Annotated in this window: 13 protein-coding genes; 10 read left to right on the top strand and 3 right to left on the bottom strand. The window is 60.5% G+C overall.

What is annotated here, in order from left to right; all coding sequences use genetic code 11:
• Positions 1-117: 117 nt before the first annotated feature.
• Positions 118-1,803: an ArnT family glycosyltransferase gene (locus BLQ12_RS20080; RefSeq protein WP_139164051.1), complete on the top strand. Its 1,686-nt coding sequence runs from the start codon at positions 118-120 to the stop codon at positions 1,801-1,803.
• 29 nt (positions 1,804-1,832) lie between these two features.
• Here BLQ12_RS20080 and BLQ12_RS20075 read toward each other — a convergent pair whose 3' ends face one another.
• Complete coding sequence (locus tag BLQ12_RS20075) at positions 1,833-2,120, bottom strand: DUF503 domain-containing protein (protein WP_092213439.1); 288 nt, start codon at positions 2,118-2,120, stop codon at positions 1,833-1,835.
• Positions 2,121-2,494: 374 nt separating this feature from the next.
• Here BLQ12_RS20075 and BLQ12_RS20070 point away from each other — a divergent pair, with 374 nt between their 5' ends.
• The 6 genes from BLQ12_RS20070 (at position 2,495) to BLQ12_RS20045 (ending at position 14,608) form a co-directional block, all read left to right on the top strand.
• Positions 2,495-3,412 (top strand): metalloregulator ArsR/SmtB family transcription factor, encoded by a 918-nt coding sequence (locus tag BLQ12_RS20070; RefSeq protein WP_092213437.1) that lies wholly within the window; start codon positions 2,495-2,497, stop codon positions 3,410-3,412.
• A 384-nt stretch (positions 3,413-3,796) separates the two neighbouring features.
• Positions 3,797-7,366 carry a homocysteine S-methyltransferase family protein gene (locus BLQ12_RS20065; RefSeq protein ID WP_092213435.1) on the top strand — a complete coding sequence of 1,190 codons (3,570 nt, stop codon included), beginning with the start codon at positions 3,797-3,799 and terminating at the stop codon, positions 7,364-7,366.
• Positions 7,367-8,183: 817 nt separating this feature from the next.
• Positions 8,184-11,090, top strand: coding sequence for an excinuclease ABC subunit UvrA (gene uvrA / locus BLQ12_RS20060; RefSeq protein ID WP_175469963.1), 2,907 nt, complete (start codon positions 8,184-8,186; stop codon positions 11,088-11,090).
• 788 nt (positions 11,091-11,878) lie between these two features.
• The gene (locus BLQ12_RS20055; RefSeq protein WP_092213433.1) at positions 11,879-12,643 is read left to right on the top strand and encodes a hypothetical protein; all 765 of its coding nucleotides are present in this window, start codon (positions 11,879-11,881) and stop codon (positions 12,641-12,643) included.
• A 22-nt stretch (positions 12,644-12,665) separates the two neighbouring features.
• The gene (locus BLQ12_RS20050; protein ID WP_092213431.1) at positions 12,666-13,484 is read left to right on the top strand and encodes a J domain-containing protein; all 819 of its coding nucleotides are present in this window, start codon (positions 12,666-12,668) and stop codon (positions 13,482-13,484) included.
• Between the two features lie 311 nt (positions 13,485-13,795).
• On the top strand, positions 13,796-14,608 hold the full coding sequence (locus BLQ12_RS20045; RefSeq protein ID WP_092213429.1) for a 2-amino-3,7-dideoxy-D-threo-hept-6-ulosonate synthase: 813 nt from the start codon (positions 13,796-13,798) through the stop codon (positions 14,606-14,608).
• 273 nt (positions 14,609-14,881) lie between these two features.
• Here the strand turns inward: BLQ12_RS20045 and BLQ12_RS20040 are convergent, their stop codons facing one another.
• Together BLQ12_RS20040 and BLQ12_RS20035 are read right to left on the bottom strand one after the other, a co-directional pair.
• Entirely contained in the window at positions 14,882-16,633 is a 1,752-nt protein-coding gene (locus BLQ12_RS20040) for a CocE/NonD family hydrolase (RefSeq protein WP_092213427.1), read from the bottom strand.
• Positions 16,634-16,786: 153 nt separating this feature from the next.
• Complete coding sequence (locus BLQ12_RS20035) at positions 16,787-17,626, bottom strand: glycosyltransferase family 2 protein (RefSeq protein WP_092213425.1); 840 nt, start codon at positions 17,624-17,626, stop codon at positions 16,787-16,789.
• A gap of 75 nt (positions 17,627-17,701) precedes the next feature.
• Between BLQ12_RS20035 and BLQ12_RS20030 the strand changes: the two genes are divergently transcribed.
• From BLQ12_RS20030 to BLQ12_RS20020, 3 genes are all read left to right on the top strand, one after another.
• On the top strand, positions 17,702-18,172 hold the full coding sequence (locus BLQ12_RS20030; protein ID WP_092213423.1) for an HAD family hydrolase: 471 nt from the start codon (positions 17,702-17,704) through the stop codon (positions 18,170-18,172).
• A gap of 404 nt (positions 18,173-18,576) precedes the next feature.
• A complete protein-coding gene (locus BLQ12_RS20025) occupies positions 18,577-19,233 on the top strand; it encodes a TetR/AcrR family transcriptional regulator (RefSeq protein ID WP_175469962.1) in 657 nt (218 codons plus the stop codon).
• On the top strand, positions 19,233-21,569 hold the full coding sequence (locus BLQ12_RS20020; protein ID WP_092213419.1) for a TolC family protein: 2,337 nt from the start codon (positions 19,233-19,235) through the stop codon (positions 21,567-21,569). The genes BLQ12_RS20025 and BLQ12_RS20020 overlap by 1 nt, the downstream gene beginning before the upstream one ends.
• Positions 21,570-21,612: the final 43 nt, after the last annotated feature.

The following is a 21,612-nucleotide window of genomic DNA, read 5'->3' as shown; positions in this document are numbered from 1 at the left end:
CATCGCTTTTGGTTTTTCTGAGCCCTCTTGACCCTGTGGGTCATCAGAACTTTAACCAGAGAAGGCGTTTTTTAAACGTTTTACAATACAAGGGATATACCGTTGCAGAGACGTAGGGTGCTGAGCAGAGGATTGTGGGCGGGGTTGGTGGTTGTGGTGGGGTTTATCGCGCTGCTGTGCCTGGTGCCCCCTGTGAGCCGGGATGCCCTGGTGCATCATCTGGCGGTACCCAAGCTCTATCTCAGGGCCGGGGGCATGGTGGAGATTCCCACCATGGAGTGGGCGTACTACCCCATGAACCTGGATGTGCTCTATTGGGCAAGCCTGGCCCTGGGCAGCGACATCCTGCCCAAGTTTATCCATTTTGCCTTTGGCCTGGGAACGGCGGCGCTTTTGTATCGGTATCTGCGCAAGGCCCTGGGGGGCATATGGGGGCTGGTGGGGGCTTTTTTGTTTCTGACCACGCCTGTCATCATGAAGCTCTCCACAACGGTGTACGTGGACCTGGGGCTGGCATTTTTCTCCCTGGCTGCGACCCTGTCCCTTTTCCGGTGTCGTGAAAACGGTTTTCCCGGGTGGAAGGGCGTGGCCTGGGCCGGGGTGCTCTGCGGGCTCGGCCTGGGGGTGAAGTACAACGGGTTGCTGGTGCTCCTGATCCTCGCGGCCCTGGTGCCTCTGATGGTGAGCCGGACGGTGCCCGCGGAAAGGCATCGGGATGCCAAGGCCATCGGCTTTGCCGCCCTGTTTGTGGTGGCGGCGCTGCTGGCTTACGGGCCCACGGGGATCCGCAATACCGTGTGGACGGGCAATCCCATTTATCCCCTGTACAACGGCACGGTGCAGAAGGTGACGAAGGCCTTGACGGATCCCGCCCCGAAGGCTCCGGCCACGGCCGTTTCAGCCCCCGCCGCCCCGAAGACAAAGGGGCACGGCCGCATGCATCCGCTCCAGATGCGGCGGCTTATCTATGACGAATCGTCCCTGGATTTGGCCCTGCTGCCCGTGAGGCTCTTTTTCCAGGGGCAGGATGGCAATTCCCGGCTTTTTGACGGGCGTTTTTCTCCCCTTCTTTTTCTTTTTGTGCCCCTGCTTATCCTTTGGCGTCGCATGCCGGACGCATGGCGAAGCGACGTGGGCTGCCTCTTGTTTATCACCTGGATCTATATCGGCCTGGCCATCTGCCTGACGTCGGTGAGGGTGCGCTATCTGGTGCCTGTGGTGCCCCATCTAGTGCTGTTGGCCGTGTACGGGCTGAAGCTCTCTGCAGACACCCTCCGGCAGACGGCACAGCCTTTGGGCAGAACGGTGGGGACGACCTGCCTGGCCCTGTTTGTCGTCTACGGCCTCTGGGTGAACACGGCCTATGCCGCCAACCTGTATCGCTACGTGAACCCCCTGGCCTATCTGTCGGGGGAGGTGGACCGGGACGGGTATGTTGCCCGGTATCGCGTGGAGCATGATGCCTTTCGGTACATCAACAGGAACCTGGCCCCAACGGACCGTCTCTACTTCATTTACCTGGGGAAGCGGGGGTACTATTGCGATATCCCCTATGTGCCGGACAGCGGAGGGCATTTGCGGGGGCTCTTGAACCGGGGCACAGCGCTTTGTACCCCCGATGAGATGGCTGGCTATTTGAAGAAAAAGGGCATCACCCATCTGGTGGTGAACATGTCCCTTGCCTGGCCCCACCTGACGGAAGACGGAAGGCCCGGGGAAGCTGAAGGGTTTGACAGGTTTCTGAGGACCAGGACCCGGCTGCTGTTCCAGAGCCGGGGGGTGTACGTGTTTGCCCTGAAATAGTGTGCCGGAGGCAAGCTGAACGATACCTTTTACAGGTGAATAATCTCCATCTCCGACTCCGTGATGACGGCCAGCCCCCAGGCTTCCACCGCATCCACGATCTTGTCCAGCCGCGAGTTGATCAGGCGGGCGTCATTGCCCACGATGGTGACGCCCACTTCGGCGCTCTGATGGAGATCGTTTAAATCCGTCTCTGCGGCGGCGGCCTGAAAGTGGGTCTGGATGCGGCCGATAATTCCCTTGACGACCTTTCGTTTCTCCTTGAGGCTGGCAACCCCGAACAGGCGAAAACGCAGTTTCAGTACGCCGACAACCATGGCGGCCTCCCTTGGGTGTGCGTTGCGTTTTACTTCTTCTTTTCAGCGTATTGGGTACCATATCCGAAGTCCTCTCCCCAAGAAAAATCGTAGCTGTTCAGCGTCTAAAAAGCAGCCTCCGGCGGCAAGGTGTGCCACCTTGAAAGCAGGGTTCGGATGCGCTTTTCCCCTCGTTCCTCGGGTAAAATCACATTCGCCTTTGACCAAGGCTTGAGTGAATCTGTTTTTAAAACCTATTTGTTAAACTTTTTAAAAGTTTAGCCCCCGGCAGGGCCGCCGGAGGCATAAACTGAATAGATACGAAAATCATTGACAAAAAAGGTTTTATCACTGTATTCGAATGCGGTGATATTAACTGACAACGGAGGAAACAGATGAAAGAGATGGCTTCCCTGTTGCGGATTGTGGCCGATGAGACCCGGCTTCGTGTGCTGCGTCTCCTTTCGGAGACCCCTTTGAACGTGACGGAGCTGACCACCATCCTCGGGCTGGCCCAGTCCGGGGTGTCCAAGCAGGTGGGGACCCTCAAGAAAGCCGGGCTGGTGCGGGAGCGCCGGGAAGGGCTGAAGACTTTCTACCGCCTTTCGGAAGAGGCTGAGGTGCCGGAAGAGGGGCGCCCCCTCTGGGTCCTGCTCATGGACCGGGTTCGCAGCACCGAGGACAATCGCCACGACCTGGTGCGCCTTGCTGATGTGCTGGAATCACGGGAGGGCGACACCCCCGGACTTCACGAACGGCTCCTGGCCCCCGGAGAGTCCTGGCACGCCTGGTCCCGCATGATCATGACCCTGTTGCCTTCCATGAAACGGGCCGTGGACCTGGGGTGCGGCGGCGGGATTCTTACCGCGGAGCTGGCCCGGGCCTGTGATGAGGTGGTGGGGGTGGATATCAGCGGTCCGGCCCTCTCCGCGGCCCGCGCCCACGCCGAGCGGGTGGGGCTCACCAATGTGCGATTCGTGGAAGGAGACATGACGACCCTCGACATGCCGGACAGCTGCTGCGACGTGGCTGTCCTTTCCCAGACCCTCCATCACCTGCCCGACCCCATGGTGGGCCTCCGGGTGGCCGCACGGCTCCTCAAGGCCGGGGGGCGCCTGATCCTCATGGAGCTTCTGCCCCACGACGAGGCCTGGGTCACAGACAAGCTGGGTCACCTCCACCTGGGATTCGCCGCCACCGACCTTGAGTCCATGATGGAACAGGCCGGTTTCCGGATCACCTCCCTGGAGACCCTTCCCCCCTCACGGGGCGAACGCTTCCGAGCCGTCCAAGCCTGCGCGGTGTGGGAGTGAGTGGGGAAGGGAAAAAGACGTACCTCCGGCGGCAAGGTGGGGGCACCTTGAAACCCTATGGCGAATGCATGGAGACTTTCGTTATTCAGGCGTCTTCGAGGCATTCGCGCGACGGGTAAAATCCAGCAACCGTCTTTGCAGGAGACGCCCGTTTCATTCTACAGAAAACACGATGCGGAGCTCATCGCATTGAATGGGGTTTTACCGCCTGTGAGGCCTGAATTTTTCCACGGGCGCAGCCCGTTAGCGAATGCGACAAGCCCGAGGAACGAGGGCTCGGAGCATTCGCAACCTGGGGTCCAGGGGATCATCCCCTGGCCGCCGGAGGCAAAGGCTTTTTCGGTTTTTATTGATACGATATTATATATGAAGGTGCGATTGAAGATGACGAAGCGCGAAGAATTTCTGAGTTATGTGAAGGACAACGTGGTGTTTCTGGACGGGGCCATGGGGACCATGATCCAGCAGCTGGGCCTGACCCCTGCGGATTTCGGGGGGGAGTCTTACCTGATGCTGAGCGACCTGCTCAGCTTTTCCCGTCCCGACGATTTAATGGACATCCACCTGCAGTACCTGCGGGCAGGGGCCCATGCCATCGAGACCAACACCTTCGGGGCCAGCGCCCTGCGCCTTGAGGAGTATGACTTCAAGGACCTTGACACCGCGGCCTTCCGGGGCGTGCCCGAGGGCGTGGACCTTGCTTCCCTCTCCTCCCATGAGATGGCCCGGGAGATGAGCCTGGCGGCGACTGCCATTGCGCGGCGGGCGGTGGACGCCCACAAGGCAGATGCCGATTACGACGGCCGCCCCTTGTATGTGGTGGGATCCATCGGACCCTCCAACTACGTGCTTTCTCCCACGGACGCCGATCTGAAGCGGGGTACCTGGGAGCTCATTGAAGAGAACTTTTTTCATCAGGTGACGGCCCTCGTGGACGGCGGGGTGGATATCCTCCTGCTGGAGACCCAGCAGGACATCCTGGAGCTGAAGGCCGCCGTGAGCGGGGCGAAGAAGGCCATGGATGCCAAGGGCGTTCGCCTGCCCCTCATGGCACAGGTCACGGTGAACGAGTATTCACGCATGCAGATTTTCAACACGGACATCGTGGCGGCCTCCACCACCCTGGCCGCCTGCGGTGTGGATATGTTCGGCATCAACTGCTCCATCGGGCCGGACCTCATGGAACCCACCATCAAGAAGCTGTCCGAGACCCAGGATATTCCCATCTCCGTGCTTCCCAACGCGGGCATGCCTGAGTCCGAATTCGGCCGTACGGTTTACAAGCTGGGGCCCGATCTCTTTGCCGACCAGCTGGAAAAATTCGTTACCCAGTACGGGGTGAACATGGTGGGGGGATGCTGCGGCACCGGTCCGGATCATATCCGGGCGGTCTCCCAGCGCCTTAAGGGTGTGGCCCCGGCCAGGCGAGAGCCCGACGGGCTTTTGCGTCTTTCCGGGCCCCAGGACAGCGTGGTCATCGAGGAGGGCTCCTTTCTGCGCATCGGCGAACGGCTCAACGTGCGCGGTTCCAAGAAGGTGCGGGACGCCGTGGAGAGCGAGGGGCCCATGGATGTGGATGCCCTGGCCGAGGTGGTGCGCGAGCAGATCGAAGACCTGGGCACCTCGGTTCTTGACGTTTGCATGGACTCCAACGTGGTGTCCACCCCCAAGGTTCTGCCCGAGGTGATTCAGGCCATGACAGGCGACTTCCGTGGCGTCATGAGCATCGATTCCTTTGACCCCGAGGCCCTGGCAGAAGGGGTAAAGGCCTACCCGGGACGTCCCTTGATCAACTCCATCTCCATGGAGAGCGTGGAAGGCGGCATCAGCAAGGCCGAGGTTATCTTGAAGACCACGGCCTTTCATTCGCCCCTGTACATCGGGCTCTGCGCCGACGACACCGGCCCGGCCCAGAAGGCGGATGAGAAGGTGCGTATCGCCAAGGCCATGACGGATGTTTGCGGCACATACGGCATCGCCCCCCGCCAGCTTTTTGTGGATATCAACGCCTTTCCCATCGGCTCCGAGTCCGAAGAGGGGCTCAACTTTGCCATGGAGTCTTTGAACGCCATTCCCAAGATCAAGGCCCTGGCCCCTGGCCTCAAGACCACCATCGGGGTGAGCAACCTCACCAACGGCCTGGCGAAAAAGCCCTACATGCGTATGGTGCTGACCTCGGTGTTCCTGGACGAAGGCAAAAAACTCGGCCTGGATGCGGCCATCGTCAACCCCAACCACTACGTGCCCGTGGAGAGCATCGACGCCAAGGATTACGAGCTGGCCCTTGCCATTATCCTCAAGCGGGACATGGATGCCTATGCCGACCTGGAAGAGGTGGCCGAGGCCAAGAGCGGCCTGCGGAAGGTGAAGAAGAAGAACTACGACGACCTGCCCGCCGATGAAGCGGTGTGCGAGCGCATCAAGGATGGGGTTCGCGAAGCACGCCCCGGAACCCTCATGGTTCGGGGAGCCGAGTTTGCCTACAAGGACGCCGTGGTACTCCAGGCCTCCGAAGCCTTGAAAACCATCGAGCCCATCGATTTCATCTCCGGCCACCTCATGGCGGCCATGGAGGAGCTGGGGGCGCGGTTTGCCCGTGGAGAGGTCTCCCTGCCGCACCTGCTCAAGTCAGCCGACGTTATGAAGCAGGTGATGAACTACATCGAAGCGGTCCTCGGTACCTCCGAAGGGGGCGCTGTGTCTTACAAGGGCACCCTGGTGCTGGGCACGGTGTTCCAGGATGTCCACAGCATCGGCAAGGACCTGACCCGGACTCTCCTGGAAAACTATGGCTACCGGGTCATCGACCTGGGTGTTCAGGTGCCCCTGGCAGACTTCATTGAGACGGCCAGGCGGGAGAACGCCGACGCCATCGGCATGAGCTCCCTTCTGGTCCAGACCGCCGGCCACATGATCACCGTGGCTGCCATGGCAAAGGAAGAGGGGCTGGATCTTCCCCTCCTCATCGGGGGCGCGCCCGTGAACATGAAGCACGCGGCCTCCGTGGCCATGGCAGGGGACGAGAACCCGGAGACCATGAGGAAAGACGTCTTCTACTGCGACTCCTCCATGACCTGCGTCAACGTCATGGAGCACCTCTGCTCCGACGATCGCCATGCCTTTATCGAGGCCAACGGCGAGGCCCTGAAAGCCGCCATGGGCGGCAAGCCCAAAGCCTCCCCCGAGGAGCTTCCCGCCCTCGGTATCTCCTTTGAAGGGCTCAGCGACTCCATCTGCCACGGCACCATCACCTTTTCGCCTCGGGTGGAGGACATCCCCCTCAACCGGAAATCCCTGTTGGCCCTGAACTGGCGCGAAGGGAGCCGAAGCAAGCGTCTGGAGCGGGGACTCACAGACGAGGCCGCCGACGCCGAGATTGATATCTGGATCAAGGACGCCGGTGAGAACGGCTGGGTGGTTCCCAGGGGACGCGTGGCCCTCTACCCCTGCAACAGCGACGGGGACGACCTTATTGTTTATGATCCCGATGCCCACGACGTGGAGCTCTGCCGTATCCCCATGCCTCCCATGGCGGTTGACGGCAAGCAGGTGAGCCTGGCTCGCTACTTCCGTCCCGTGGGGGATGGCGTCACCGATGTGGTGGGGTTCCAGATGGCCACCGCCGGACAGGCCTCGGCCTCCCAGGTGAACGCTTTCCAGGAAGCCAACGAGTCCGCCTCCGCCCACCTCCTCCAGGGGGTGGCCGACCGCGTGGCCGAAGACTTCGCTGCCCTGCTCAACGAGCGGATCAAGAAGATGGCTGGTTTTTCCAACGGCAACGGCAAGCGCTTCAGCCCCGGCTACCCCGGGGTGAACATCGAAGCCAACCGCCAGATCTTCGACCTGCTGGGTGGCGAAAGCCTGGGGGCCGTTCTCACCGACGCCGGCGGCTTCTACCCCACCAGCTCCACCGCGGCCATCGTCTGCTTTCACCCGGAGGTGAAGTATTTTTAAAAGCATGCCTCCGGCGGGCAGGGGATAAATCCCCTGCACCCCAGGTTCGCAAAAGCACCGTCCCTTCGTACCTCAGGGACGGTGCTTTTGCTGACGGGCTACGCCCGTGATCAGCGGTGTGGCGTCATATGACGAAGGATTTTTTATGCATGAGCATTGATCACCCTTAAAAAAAGTGCCCATCATCCGCTTCAATAAGGGAAAAATTTCTTATTCACGGGCGAAGCCCGTCAGGGAATGTGAGGGGGCCTGAGGAACGAAGGCCCAGGAACATTCCTGAACCTGGGGTATCAGAGCCTTATCAACGAGGCCTTGAGACGAGAGCTGTCCCTCGCCGATGCCCCGTTGACGGAGTCTCGGCTTCGTGAGGTGATCCGTGAAGAGCTGAGCGGTTATGGGGAGGATTCGTGATGGAATACCCTTCGTGCAGGCCGGATTTCGGTTTTCGGCAGGATTATTTTTGGGAAGTGTGAACGATGAGCCTCGGGCCCTGGTGCACAAGGGGCTGGCAATGCACGAAAAACGTAGCGGTTGTTTGTCAGGCTAATCGCCTTGACAAGTGCCGGTTCAGGTACCACATTGTAGGGGTTTCAGGATGCGTTGCGCATCGTGAGACCCCTTTGTTTTTGGTTTGAAAACACCAGTGAAAAGACAGGATACAGATATCCTTAAGCCTATGCCACGGGCATAGCCCGTCAGCGAATGTGATCGGCCTGAGGAACGAAGGCCGGGAGCATTCGTAACCCGCTTTCGAGGTGGCACACCTCGCCGCCGGAGGCTGGTTTTTTGCTGTTTTACAGTTGGAAGGTGGTGACAGATGATGGACGAGAAGATGGATACCAAGGGTGTGGAGCTGGACGCGGTGCTTGTGAAGGGTGCCCGGGAGCACAACCTCAAAAATATAGACATAGCCATCCCCAAGAAGAAGCTGGTGGTGGTGACCGGGGTGTCCGGGTCGGGCAAGTCGAGCCTGGCCTTTGATACGATTTATGCCGAGGGACAGCGGCGGTACGTGGAGTCCCTCTCCGCCTATGCCCGTCAGTTCATCGGGCAGATGGAGAAACCCAAGTACGAGACCATCCGAGGGCTTTCTCCCACCATCTCCATCGAACAGAAGGCGGCAAGCAAGAACCCGCGCTCCACGGTGGGGACCATCACGGAGATTTACGACTACCTGCGCGTGCTCTTTGCCCGGGTGGGCGAGCAGCACTGCGTCAAGTGCGGGAACAAGGTGGGCCGGGGCGATGCCGAGTCCATGGTGAAGCAGATCCTGGAGCTGCCCCCTGCCACCAAGATCTTGATCCTGGCTCCCCTGGTGGAGAACCGCAAAGGCGAGCACAAGGACCTGTTCGAACAGCTCCGCAACGACGGTTTCGGAAGGGTGCGTATCGACGGGGTGGTCCATGAACTGGAAGACGTTCAGGGGCTTGCCAAGAACAAGAAACACAACATCGAGGTGGTGGTGGACCGCCTGGCCGTTAAAAAGGGCGAAGCGTTCCGCAAACGACTCACCGACTCGGTGGAGACGGCCCTTAAGAGCGGCAGCGGGGAGATCATCCTCCATGTGCTGGGGCGTGAAGACATCCGTATGAGCGAGGCGCGTTCCTGCTGCGGCATCGCCTATCCCGAGCCCGAACCCTCCCTCTTCTCCTTTAACTCGCCCCTGGGCATGTGCCCGGAGTGCAACGGCATCGGCACCCACCTTGTCATGGACGAGGATAAGATTGTGCCCGATCCCACCCTTACCATCCGCCAGGGGGCAGTGGTGCCCTGGAAGAACTACTTCCTGAAGCAGGAGGACCTGGGCTCCGGGGGCTGGGGCATGAGCCAGCTGGTGGCCATGGAGGAGCAGTGGGGCATCGATTTTGACACCCCCTGGGAGAAAATGGATCTCTGGATGAAGGAGATCATTCTCTTCGGCTCCAACGGGAAGACCCTGGTGGTGGACTGGAACTCCAAATCGGTGAAGGGGGAGGTGACCACCTCCTTTGAGGGGCTGGTCCATGAGATGATGCGCCGCTACCACCAGAGCCAGTCCGAGCGCCGCAAGAAATGGTACGCCTCCTTCATGAGCTCCAAGCAGTGTCGGAGCTGCGAGGGCAGGCGCCTGAAGCCCGAGGTCCTGAACATCCTCATCGACGGTGTCTCCATCATCGACGTCACGGCCATGACCATCACCCAGGCTCACAGCTTTATCCATGCCCTGGATCTCTCCGGCAACCGCCGGGTCATCGCTGAAGAGCTCGTCAAGGAGATCGGTGACCGCCTGGGCTTCCTGGTGAACGTGGGCCTTGATTACCTCACCCTGGACCGCAGCGGCCCCACCCTTTCTGGCGGGGAGTCCCAGCGGATTCGCCTCGCCTCGCAGGTGGGCTCCGAGCTCACCGGGGTGCTTTACATCCTGGACGAGCCCTCCATCGGGCTGCACCAGCGTGACAACGTCAAGTTGCTCAAGACCCTGTGTCACCTGCGGGATATCGGCAACAGCCTCATTGTGGTGGAGCACGACCAGGAGACCATCGAGTGCGCGGACTGGGTGGTGGACATGGGCCCCGGCGCCGGCCATCTCGGCGGGCAGGTGGTGGCCGAAGGCACCCCGGATTCCCTTATGGACCAGCCCCACTCCCTCACCGGGGATTACCTGTCGGGTCGCCGCGCCATCGAGGTGCCGGAGAAGAGGCGTCCCGTGAAGAAGAAGGGGCACCCGAAGGTGGTGGTGAAAGGGGCCGTGGAGAACAACCTCAAGGGAGACGACGTGGCCATTCCCTTGGGGCTCTTTGTGGCCGTGACCGGGGTCTCCGGCGCCGGGAAATCCACCCTCATCAACCAGATCCTCTACCCGGCCCTCTCCCGCCGTCTCAACGGCGGCACCATGCAGGTGGGGCGCCACAAAGGGATCCAGGGGCTGGAGCACCTCGACAAGGTGATCAACATCGACCAGCGTCCCATCGGCCGCACCCCGCGCAGCAACCCGGCCACCTACACCAAGGTGTTCGACCACATCCGGGACCTTTTTGCCATGCTCCCCGAGTCCCAGGCCCGGGGCTACAAAAAGGGGCGCTACTCCTTCAACGTCAAGGGCGGGCGCTGCGAGACCTGCTGCGGGGACGGTTTTCTCAAGGTGGAGATGCATTTCCTGGCCGATGTTTACGTCCCCTGCGAGAGCTGCCGGGGCAAGCGCTTCAACGAAGCGACCCTGGAGATCAAGTACAACGGTCACTCCATCAGCGATGTCCTGGACCTGTCCGTGCGTCAGGCCCGGGAGCTGTTCCAGCACCACCCGAAGATCACGGCCATCCTCGACACCCTCCTGGACGTGGGGCTCGGCTACATCAAGCTGGGACAGGCGGCCACCACCCTGTCCGGCGGCGAGGCCCAGCGCATCAAGCTGGCCCGTGAGCTCTCCAAGCGGAGCACCGGCCGGACCCTCTACATCCTGGACGAGCCCACCACCGGCCTTCATTTCGAGGATGTGAGAAAACTCCTGGAGGTGCTCCAGCGTCTCACCGAGGGGGGCAACACCGTGCTGGTCATCGAGCACAACCTCGATGTGATCAAGAGCGCCGACTGGATCGTGGACATGGGACCCGACGGCGGCGAAGGCGGCGGACGCGTGGTGGTGGCCGGTACCCCCGAACAGGTGGCCGACTCCGGCAAAGGCTACACCGCGCCTTTCCTGGCCGATATGCTCCACGTGGACGGCCTGAAGAAGTTGGCCAATTGAGGCGTCATACAGCCTTCCATGATCAACGTGTATGAAAAAACAAAAACATGCCTCCGGCGGCGAGGTGAGCCACCTCGAAAGCATATAGCCCCTGCGATTTGTCCTTCGTTCCTCAGGCCAAATTGCAGGGGCATTCGTCGTGGCTACGCCCACCACCAAAGCTTTTGACTATACAGGCGTTGTCACAAGCTTTGTCTCTCGTTCCCCGGGGAAAATCACACTCGCCTTTGATTTAGGTTGACCTGAGTCTGTTTTTTAAAACCTGTTTACTAAACTTTTTAAAAGTTTAGCCCCCGGCAGGGCCGCCGGAGGCACCTTTGACCGGGTGCCGTCGGTGGGGATGAAAAACCGGGCCTTGCAGGGCAGGCCGTGGTATACTTTATACCATATGGCTCCCAATGAGGGGCCCGTGCGGTTCCCCTAACCTCCTGAAACAGGGCGGGGATCCCCGCAGCCGAGGGCCTCTGCGGATTGACAAGTCAGGGCTGTTTCAGTATCATGAACGGCTTGGTATTGGGGGCGGAGGGACGCAGAAAGGCAGAAAACGCTCCGCCATGGATCATGCATCGCGAGTGCGCAGCAACCCGCCCAGGGTATGGCAACACCGCTCCCGGACTGACTGGGGAGCCCTTTATTAATGGCCTCGCAGACTCATGGATCAAGCCATTTCCCCTCTGTCGTCGAGAGGGGCTGTAACAGGTAAGGCGTAGGGTGGTGCGAGGCGCTATTTCACGTCGGCATATCACAAACGCATCATTATTGGCGCTTAGAACCACGGGGTTGTTGACATGGAATCAGAAAACAGAAACCGCATCGGGGTGGCCTCACTCTTTGATGCGGAAGAAATAAAAGAGTATTTCAATACCTTTTTTATTCTTCTTTCGGGTATTGAGTTCGTCATCTTTGTGGCCCATTTCATCGGCTCCATCGGCCCGGAAAGCGGCCCCTTCCCCTGGAAACAATACTTCTTCGTCTCCTTTATCGCCCCTCTTGTGATGGTTTTCCTCATCGGTCTTGTGGTCATCGGCTTCAATTTTTATCTCTTCGGTAACGCCCCGGACATCGAACCGGAAGAGGGGGCGGACGGCGAAGAGGAGGGCCGCGGGCGAGGGAACCTGGGGCGAACCTTCCAGAGCTTTATCTCCGTGATTCACCAACTCCCTGCATTGGCGGGCATCTTCATCCTCGGGCTGGGGTCGGTGGTGCTCTACAAGCTTGACGTGATCCTGGCCACCATCGGCCATGTGGGGGAGCGCACCGCTTACTACCTTTTCATCGGCCTGGGCGCCCTTGTGGCGGGGACCCTTATTTTTCTTCTCTTCTGGCTCTTCTGGAAATTCAAGCTCCAGAAGTACCAGATGGAGCAGCGATGGAACTACCGCAACCGGGTGATGGAGAAGACCGGGCTGATTATCCTGGACAACAACACGGTGATCAACGAAGAGGGCAAGGTGCTGGTGACCGACGAGAGCCTCAAGCAGATTGAAGGCGATATCATCGAAGAGAAGCTGCTTCCGGAGTTCAAGGACGTGGAAGAGCGTATCTCCCAATAAGACAATTTTCATAAGCAGGTTCATGGAACAGACCGATTACTACGCCACTCTCGACGTCTCCAAGGACGCCGACGCGACCACCATCCGCGACGCCTACCGAAAGCTCGCGTTGATTCATCATCCCGACCGCAACCGGAACAACCCCGAGGCCGCGGAAAAGATGAAGGCTGTCAACGAAGCCTACGCCGTGCTCTCCGATCCGGATAAGAGGCGCAACTACGACGCCATGAAGAACTCCTTCGGCGCAGGTGCCACCCATCGTTTCCGCCAGGACTACACCGATCAGGACATCTTCAAGGGGACGGATATCCATGCCATTTTCGAGGAACTGGCCAAGGATTTCGGATTCCGGGGGGGTGACGCCATCTTCAAGGAGTTTTACGGCAGCGGCTGGAAATCCTTCCATGTGTCGCGGCCCGGCTTTTTCATGAAGGGCTCATTCTTCAGGTCATCGGGCGGGGGAGACCGCCGGAGCGTGGGGGATCAGGGGGCCGGTGGCGGATTTTTAGGCGGACAGGCCGCGTCCTTGTTGGGTTCCCTTCTTTCAAAGGGCGCCAAAAAGGGTGGGGATGTCATGGACACCATCACCATTGAAAAATCGCTGGCAGCGTCCGGCGGACCCTTTGCCTATTTTCACAAGGCCCGGGGAAAGAAACTGGTGGTGAAGATTCCCCCCGGCGTTCGGGAAGGACAGAGGATTCGTCTCACCGGTATGGGGAAAGAGGGCAAAGGGAGCGGGGGCTCCGGGAACCTCTATCTGAAAGTGACGTATAAAAAAAGCCTCTGGGAGCGACTCGTCAACCTTGTGGGATCGGTGGGGCGCTTCGGAAACGACAAATAGCGATGGAACCGGTGGTCGCTTTCCTGCACGGGCGGATTAAAAGTGATGCCGCCTGCTTGACAAGGGGGGAGGTGTTCTGGTAACACGTTTGTTCATGAATCGATCACTCACCCACGCACGCGCATTTTTTTGGTTTTTCTGGTTTTTTACCTGCGCCTGGGGTGTTTGCCGATCGTATTGAACCAACCAAAACGACTAAGCAAAGGGCCGCAGGCGATAACAAGCCGGCGGCCTTTTTTTTGTTTTTAAAAACCACATTCCCACCAGCCGCCGCCGAAGATCAACCCTGCTGAGCCCATGAAGGAGGAGCCATGCTTCTTGGAAAAGCCATCAGACTGGAACGCGTCTTCAACCGCAACACCGGAAAAACCATCATCGTTCCCATGGACCACGGTGTCACCGTGGGGCCCATCTACGGCGTGGTGGACCTGAAAGGAACCGTGGACAAAGTCGCCGAAGGCGGCGCCAACGCCGTGATCATGCACAAAGGGCTCCCCAGGCGGACCCATCGGGGCCACGGCAGCGACATCGGCCTGATTATTCACCTTTCGGCAAGCACCGTGCTGTCTCCCTTCCCCAACGCCAAAACCCTGGTGGGGTCCGTGGAAGACGCCATTCGTTTAGGGGCCGACGCCATCTCCATCCACGTGAACCTGGGGGATGAAAAGGAGATGGAGATGCTGGAGTCCTTCGGTCGCATCAGCACCGAGGCCGCCAGCTGGGGCATGCCGCTTCTGGCCATGGTCTACGCACGGGGAGCCGGGATCCGGGATGAGTACGACGTGGAGGTGGTGAAGCACTCGGCGCGCCTGGCCGAAGAGCTGGGAGCCGACGTGGTGAAGGTACCCTACACCGGGTCTCCCGAAACCTTTGCCCAGGTGGTGGACGGATGCTGCATCCCCGTGGTCATCGCTGGAGGTCCCAAGATGTCCAGTCACCGGGATATCGTGCAGATGGTCTACGACGCGAATCAGGCCGGTGGGGCCGGTCTCTCCATCGGCCGCAACGTCTTCCAGGACGAGAACCCCGCCCTCCTCGTCAAGGCCTTGAACGGGGTGGTGCACCAGGGCAAGGGCGTGGACGAGACCATGGCTTTTCTGGAGGATCATCTTCAAGGGGCATAGCCGGGGAAAGGCCCGGGCAGGATGGACGGGAGAGGCAGGCACACAAACGATAAGCGCCGCTGCAGACAGATTGCAGCGGCGCTTTTTTTGTTACGATTCAGTTGATGCCTCCGGCGGCCCTGCCGGGGGCCAAACTTTTAAAACGTTTGATAAACAGACCTTAAAAATTTCGAATCAATGGCGAATGTGATTTTCCCTGAGGAACGAAGGGGAAAGCGCATTCGCCATTTGTTTTCAAGGTGGCTCACCTTGCCGCCGGAGGCGTTTTTTTGCCTACGGCAGCCAGGGAATTTCAAGAAAGCAGCCCTCCCCGTAGTGGAGGGTGATGTCAAAGCCCTCCTCGGAGGGTCGGCTGTAGGAGATGTCGAAGGTGTCGATGGCCACGGCGAGGCGGTGGCCTTTGGGGACATCGGCGGCGGTGGTGATGAAGTTGAATTCGTACGTTTTGGCCACCCCCGGTTCCGCGCTGGGCATGAGGCGGTCCGACTCCAGGAGGGTGAGGGGAGCGTGGGAGATAAGGGTCCCGATGCCCAGGGCGTCCACGGTGTAGAGGTGGGCGATGAGCTGAACCCGCTCGGCAGAGGGCGTGAGGGTGAGGCTGAGGGTGGGGGTGCCCACCATGGTGCGGGTGCTGCCCACGCGTTCGGTGGCAAAGACAATGGCCTTGCTTCGACTGGCCAGGGGCAGGCTCGCCGTGATGTGGAGGGCCTGGGTATGGGCCTCCAACAGGGAGCTGAGCAGGGGAATCCCCAGGGTCAGGCCCGAGATGAGGCCTGAAGAGATGGAGTCGGAGCCGTCCCCGGCGTGGGATGAGAGCCCTCCTTTGTAGCTGTACCAGGGGCGGTGGGTGAGGTAGCGTTTTTCAGGCACGATGTCGTTTTCCATAGGGGGCCGCTGGATGCCTTCCAGGTGTGCGCCGTTGATGTCCTTCATGTAGAGGTGGTCCAGGTAGTGGCGCTGCGAGGAGCTCTTGTTGTCGATGGAGATGGGCGGGTTGTCCATGATGCCTGTGTCCACCCCCTTCAAGTGTTCGTCAAACCAGGCGTAGGAACGGTTCCAGACGGTGTTGGGAATGCCCACAAGGCCTGTCCCTTCGGATGAGGCGTGGATTCCCCGGTTGAAGTCGATGCGCTTGGCCGCAACGTTCAGGCCGTAATAGAAGCGGAGCATCTGGGTGGGGGTGAAGAGAAAGTCCTGGAGGTTGGTGCTGATGCAGACGGCCAGGTCCCGGTCCTCTGCGTTGTATTTTTCCAGGAAGTTGATGGGGGATCGATCCAGGGCCCAGGGAAGCAGGGTGTCGAAGTGGGCCTCGTGCTCGTGGTTGAAGAGCTGATCGGTGATGATGCTGAGTTCGGGGTCCAGGTTGGCCGCGATATCACCCATGCCCACGAGGATTGCCTTGACCCAGACCGGTTTCGGGCTCTGGTTGAGGTAGAGGGAGTCCACCAGGTCTCCCCAGGGCACCATGGCCATCACTGCCTTGACCCGGGTGTCGAAGGCGGCCCCCATGAGGGAGAGCCCGCCGCCCAGGGAGATGCCGCACATGCCGATTTTGGCGCCGGAGTCGTCGGTGACGCTTCCGTCCGGGGCCTTCACAACCCCGGTGACCGGGGTGTTGGCCGTCAGCCAGTCGATGAGGGCGGTGATGTCGGACGTGTCCTTTCGACCTCCCACATTCACCACGCCCTCGGACTGACCCCAGCCCCTGGCGCTGTACGAGAGGACGATGTACCCCTTTTCACAGAAGGTTTTGGCCTGAACCCAGTACTCGTGCTCCTCCATGAGCCAGCTGTTGGGCATCACCAGGGCGGGGAAGGTTTCTCCGGACACCTTGGGCTCCGGGAGAAACAGGTTGCAGGAGAGGGTGACCCCGTCTTCGGGGTTGGTGATGTCCAGTGTTTCCTGGTAGGTCCAGCGGTAGTCGGAAGGGCTTAGGTTGAAGGTTTCGCTGGGCAGGGTGCCCATGGCATGGGCCGCTTGCATGGGAGCAAGGGCCAGGAGAAAAGCAGCTATCCATCGAATCATTGGGTGATCCTCCTTACATTGGAGACCTTTCCCGTGACATTCAGGGGGGGATGAAGGTCATGATGTGGAACGCTGTTTGTATGAATGAATTAGGTATTATGGTAGGGCAGGTTGCAGGGGAAATCAAGTGAAAAAGGTAAGGATGAAGGGTGCTTAGCGGATATTCTGGGCGATCGTCTGGTTAACCAGACGGGTGATGGCCTCAGCCTCTTCGTCTCGTCCGTGCTTTCGGCAGCCTCCGGCGTAGATGCGTCCTTTTTTCTGAAGCACCGCACGCGCTGCACCGGCCTGGGCCTCGGACAGGGTACCGCCTTCCAGCAACCGCACCAGGGACTGGATGCGGAATCGGTCCAGGAGCGGAGTTTTGGAGAGCTGGTCGTCGTGGCCTCCGTGTTTGACCACCAGGGGCGAGGGGGTGGTGTAGACCGGGTAACGGCAGGCGATCCTGAGCCAGAGGTCGTAGTCCTCGCAGGCGGGAAGGGCCTCGTCGAAGAGGCCCACATCCTCAAGGAGGGTGCGTCTCATCATCACCGCCGACGGGCTTACCAGGCAGAGGTGAAGGGAGGCCTCAAAAATGTCTCCGGATGGTTTTTTGTGATGCTTGCAGGGGTTTACCCGTTTTCCGTTTCGGATCCAGATCTCTTCGGTCTGGCAGATCAGCGCCTCGGGGTTTGATTCGAAAAAGGTGGCCTGTTCCGAGAGTTTGCCCGGCAGCCACCGGTCATCGGAGTCGAGAAAGGCGATGAATTCCCCTTTGGATGCAGAAATCCCGTGGTTACGCGCCCGGCTCACCCCGCCATTTTCAAGGGTGAGGACCCGCAGGGCATCCCCATACCGGGCCAGCAGGTCCGGTGTCTCATCCGTGGAGCCGTCGTCCACCACGATGAGCTCCACCGCGGGGTAGGTTTGGGCCAGGACCGAGTCCACGGCCTCACCAAGGGCCCAGGTCCGGTTGTATGTCGGGATGATCACGCTGATCAACGGGTTGTTCATTCTTCCTCCAGTGTGGTGTATGGTAGGAGCTGGTATAGCATTCTTTTTCAAAAAAATCGACGCGAGGGGGTTTCCATGATTACCGAATCCATTCCGGGTTTTTCCGATATTGCCATTTCTCATCTGGTCCTTGATTACAACGGGACCCTTGCCCTGGACGGGGTGCCCCTGGTGGGGGTGAGGGAGCGCATCGAGTCCTTGAGCGAGCACCTGACGGTCCACGTGGTCACCGCCGACACCTTCGGCAGGGCCGCAGAAGCCCTTGCCGAATGGCCCGTTTTTCTCACTGTCCTGACCCCCGGCCAGGAGGCGGACCAGAAGGCGACCTATGTGCAGACCCTGGGGTCCGACGCCACGGTGGCCGTGGGCAATGGCCGTAACGATTGCCGCATGCTGAGCCTGGCCTGTGTGGGCATGGCCGTCACCGGCCCGGAAGGGGCTGCATCACCGGCCCTGTTGTCGGCGGATATCACCTGTCCGGATATTTTTACGGCCTTGGACCTTCTGCTGCACCCCAATCGCCTGAAAGCAACCCTTCGTAGCTGAGGTGACCGGACCTCAACCCTTTCTATGGTTAAAGTGCATTCGCAACCTGGGGTCCAGGGGATTATCCCCTGGCCGCCGGAGACATGCTTTTTTTGCCTACTTTAATCATAGAAGGCAGCCTTTAAGGAGCTGAATAGTCACCTGAATCGCAAGTTTTTTTTCTCGCCTGCCATGTACGGCCGCGACCGGCTGTGACGTGCCCGGTTGCAGTCTGTGAGCGTTTTTCGCACCCCGCCACCGCCCCCTTTCCCCTGTGTGTTGCCTGTGAATATATATTGACATTCGAACGAACGTTCGTATATCCACTATAACATTGTTTTCAATATAAATCGAAGATCTGCAGCGTGAGGCCTTTTTTGCGCTGTGGCGCGGGCCATGCCATCATGCCGGAAAAGGTACCCGATATGTTGCCCTTTAAGTCGACCCGTCAGGCCATCATCGACGCCGCAGGTTCGTTGTTTGCCCGGAAGGGCCTCGACGGAACAGGCATCCGTGAAATCGTCAAAGAGGCGGGGACCTCCCTGTCGTCGGTGAACTACCATTTCACGAACAAGAAGGGGCTCTACCTGGCGTGCATCCGTCACATCATGGAGGAGAAACTCGACTTGCCGGGCCTGTTCGGGACCCTGGACACGGGGGTGTACGCCACGACACAGCAGGTGGCCGATATGATGGGGTACATGATCCACAGGTGCCTTCTGGCCCTGCTCGGTCCCGGAGTGCCTGAGTGGTACGGCATCCTCATGGTCCGTTCGCGCCTGGACCTGCATCCCAAATCCTCACGGGCCCTCATGCGGCTGGAAGAGCCCCAGAAGTTGCGATCCTTTGTCCTGGAGCACGTCCCGGGTCTGAGTGAGTCCTTTGTGCAGTACTGGTACGTCAACGTCATGGCCCAGGTTCAGTACTACATCATGGAGCGGGAGGCGGTGCTCATCGCCTTTGACCTGCCTCGGTACGACGAGGCGTTTTTGACGGATACGGCCTGTTACATGGCCGAGAGCATGACACAGATCCTGGGGCTGCCGGCTCCGGATCACCGAGCAGTGGCAAGGAGGCTTTGATGGGCGGTGGCAGGTGGACGGGGGGAGCACGAAGACTCCCGTGGCTGGTGTGGGGGCTGGTATCCGTTGTCATGCTTGGTGTGTCCGTGTCCCAGGCGGCACCGGCGCGCAGGGTGGTGGGGGTTGTGACCGGGGGATCGGCGCCTTCCCTGGAGGCGTTTCTTACGGGTGTGCAGCGTGAGCTGGCCACCCTTGCCGGGCCGGAGCTGGAACTGGTGCTCCCCGAAGGAAAGGTGAGGCGAGGGGCGTTGACCCCTGAGGGGATGGAGGCGGCATTTGCAGCCTTTGAAGCCGACGGCGAGGTCTCCCTGGGGGTGATGCTTGGGTATGTGGCCTCGGGCGTGGCCTCTCAGCGGAGGCAGTGGAAAAAACCGGTTCTGGCCACCCATCTTCTGGCACGGCCTTCTGCGGACGTACCCGGGTTTGATGCCATCGTGGTCGGGCCCCTGATCCGCACGGGGCTGGCCCAGTTTTTCGAGGCCGTTGAGGTGGCGGAGGTGACGGTGGTGGTGGATGAACAGGCCCGGTTGATCCTTCCCCAGGTCGAGGCATTTCTGGACACCGTGCCGCCCCTGCAGAGAAAACCGTGGACCCTGCGCACGGTGCCTGCCCGGCCGGAGGCCATGCTTGAGGCCGCCGGTGAAGGGGTGGGGGGCGTTATTTTTTCTCCGTTTCCGGGGTTGCCACAGGCGTCCATGGCCGAGGTGGCCGAGGGGCTCATGGCCCGGAAACGTCCGTCGTATGCCATGGGGGGACGGGGAGACGTGGAAGCCGGGCTTCTCTTCGGTTCCGTGCCCAAGGGGGAGCTGAGGCGGCTGGCCCGTCGAACGGCCCTGACCCTTTACAGCATGGCCCGGGAGGAATCCCTGGGTTCGGCCCGGGATGAGTGGGCGGTGGAGGGGACCCCGGTGATCAATGTGGCCACGGCAAAGGCCATCGGTTTTTCACCCCGCTGGGAGCTGTTCAGGTATGCGGAGAAGGTGGGGGAGGTGGCACCTGAGCCGTTGACCCTTTCCCTGGGCGAGGCCATGGAGCGCGCCCGGCTTTACAACCCCGGCCTGGCCTCGGAGGCCCGTCTGGTGGAGGCCCGGGCCCAGGAGACCAAGAAGGTACTGGCCAACCTGCTTCCCCGCATCGACGCGTCGGTGACCGGGATCCGCATCGATGAGAACAGTGCGGAAAAGAGCCGGGGCACGGAGTCCGAGGAGACCATCAAGGGCAGCCTGACCCTGACCCAGGTGATCTACTCCGAAGAGGCCCTGAGCGGTTACAGCGCGTCCAAAACATTTCAGCTCTCCCGGGAAGCCGAGCAGGAGGCCCGGGAACTCGACAAAGGCCTCTCCGCAGGCCAGGCGTACCTCACCCTGCTCAAGGCGCGCAGCCTGGCTGCTGTCCGGGAGGGAAACCTGGGGTTGACCCAGGAGAACCTGGAGCGGGCCCGTGCCCGGAAACAGGTGGGGGCCCTCAACCCGTCGGAGCTCTTCCGGTGGGAGAGCGAGGTGGCGAGGAACCGCACGGAGCTTCTCAACGCAAGGGTCCAGGTTCGGTTCGCGGAGAACGCCCTTAAGCGCCTGTGCGGCATGCGCGTTGCCGAAACCGTTGATACACGGGGTGGAGAGGGGGACCAGGCTGTTCTTCTGACCTCCCACCCCGGTTTTCGGGAGATGCTGGACCGGCCCACGGAGTTTGATGCCCTGGTGGCCACCTTGGTGGACCTGGGCTGGGATGCCTCGCCGGAGCTGCGTCAGCTGGACCACGCCCTTGCCTCCGGCCGCCGTCGGGTCAAGGGGGCCAGGCGTGCTTTTTATCTGCCCGAGGTGGCCCTGAAGGGCGGTGTGACGGAGATCCTGGACCGCCATGGCTACGACCGGGTTTTTCCTTCCTATGACGAGCGGGAGTGGCATGTGGCCATCCAGGCGAGCTTTCCCCTTGTGACGGGCGGTGAGCGGCTGGCCGATTTACGGCAGGTGGCCGGGGAAACCATGGCCCTGTCCCTGAAACGGCGTCATATTATGACGATCCTGGCCGAGCAGATCACCGACGCCGTGGATGCCGTCCAAGCCTCCGGGGCCACCATCGGCCTGGCCGCCGCATCCCGGGATGCCGCCGAGAAAAACCTGGCCCTGGTCACCGATGCCTACGCCGAAGGGGCCGTGGCGGTGATCACCCTGCTGGATGCACAGAACACCACGGTGTCTGCACGTATTGCCTCAGACAACGCCGTCTACGATCACATGGCGGCCATGCTCCGCCTCCAGCGTCTCCTGGGGCGGCTGGATTTTTCCGGTCGGGCCGGAGAAGAGATGGTGACGCGGCTTGCCGGGGGGGAACGGTGAGACCAGATCAGTGCCCGGCATGACGGGCACTCCTATCAACAGA

Origin of the sequence: Desulfoluna spongiiphila, assembly GCF_900101345.1 — a bacterium.
GTDB lineage: Bacteria > Desulfobacterota > Desulfobacteria > Desulfobacterales > Desulfolunaceae > Desulfoluna > Desulfoluna spongiiphila.
The sequence above is the reverse complement of the archived record's forward strand: the minus strand, read 5'-3'. Positions and strand labels throughout refer to the sequence as shown.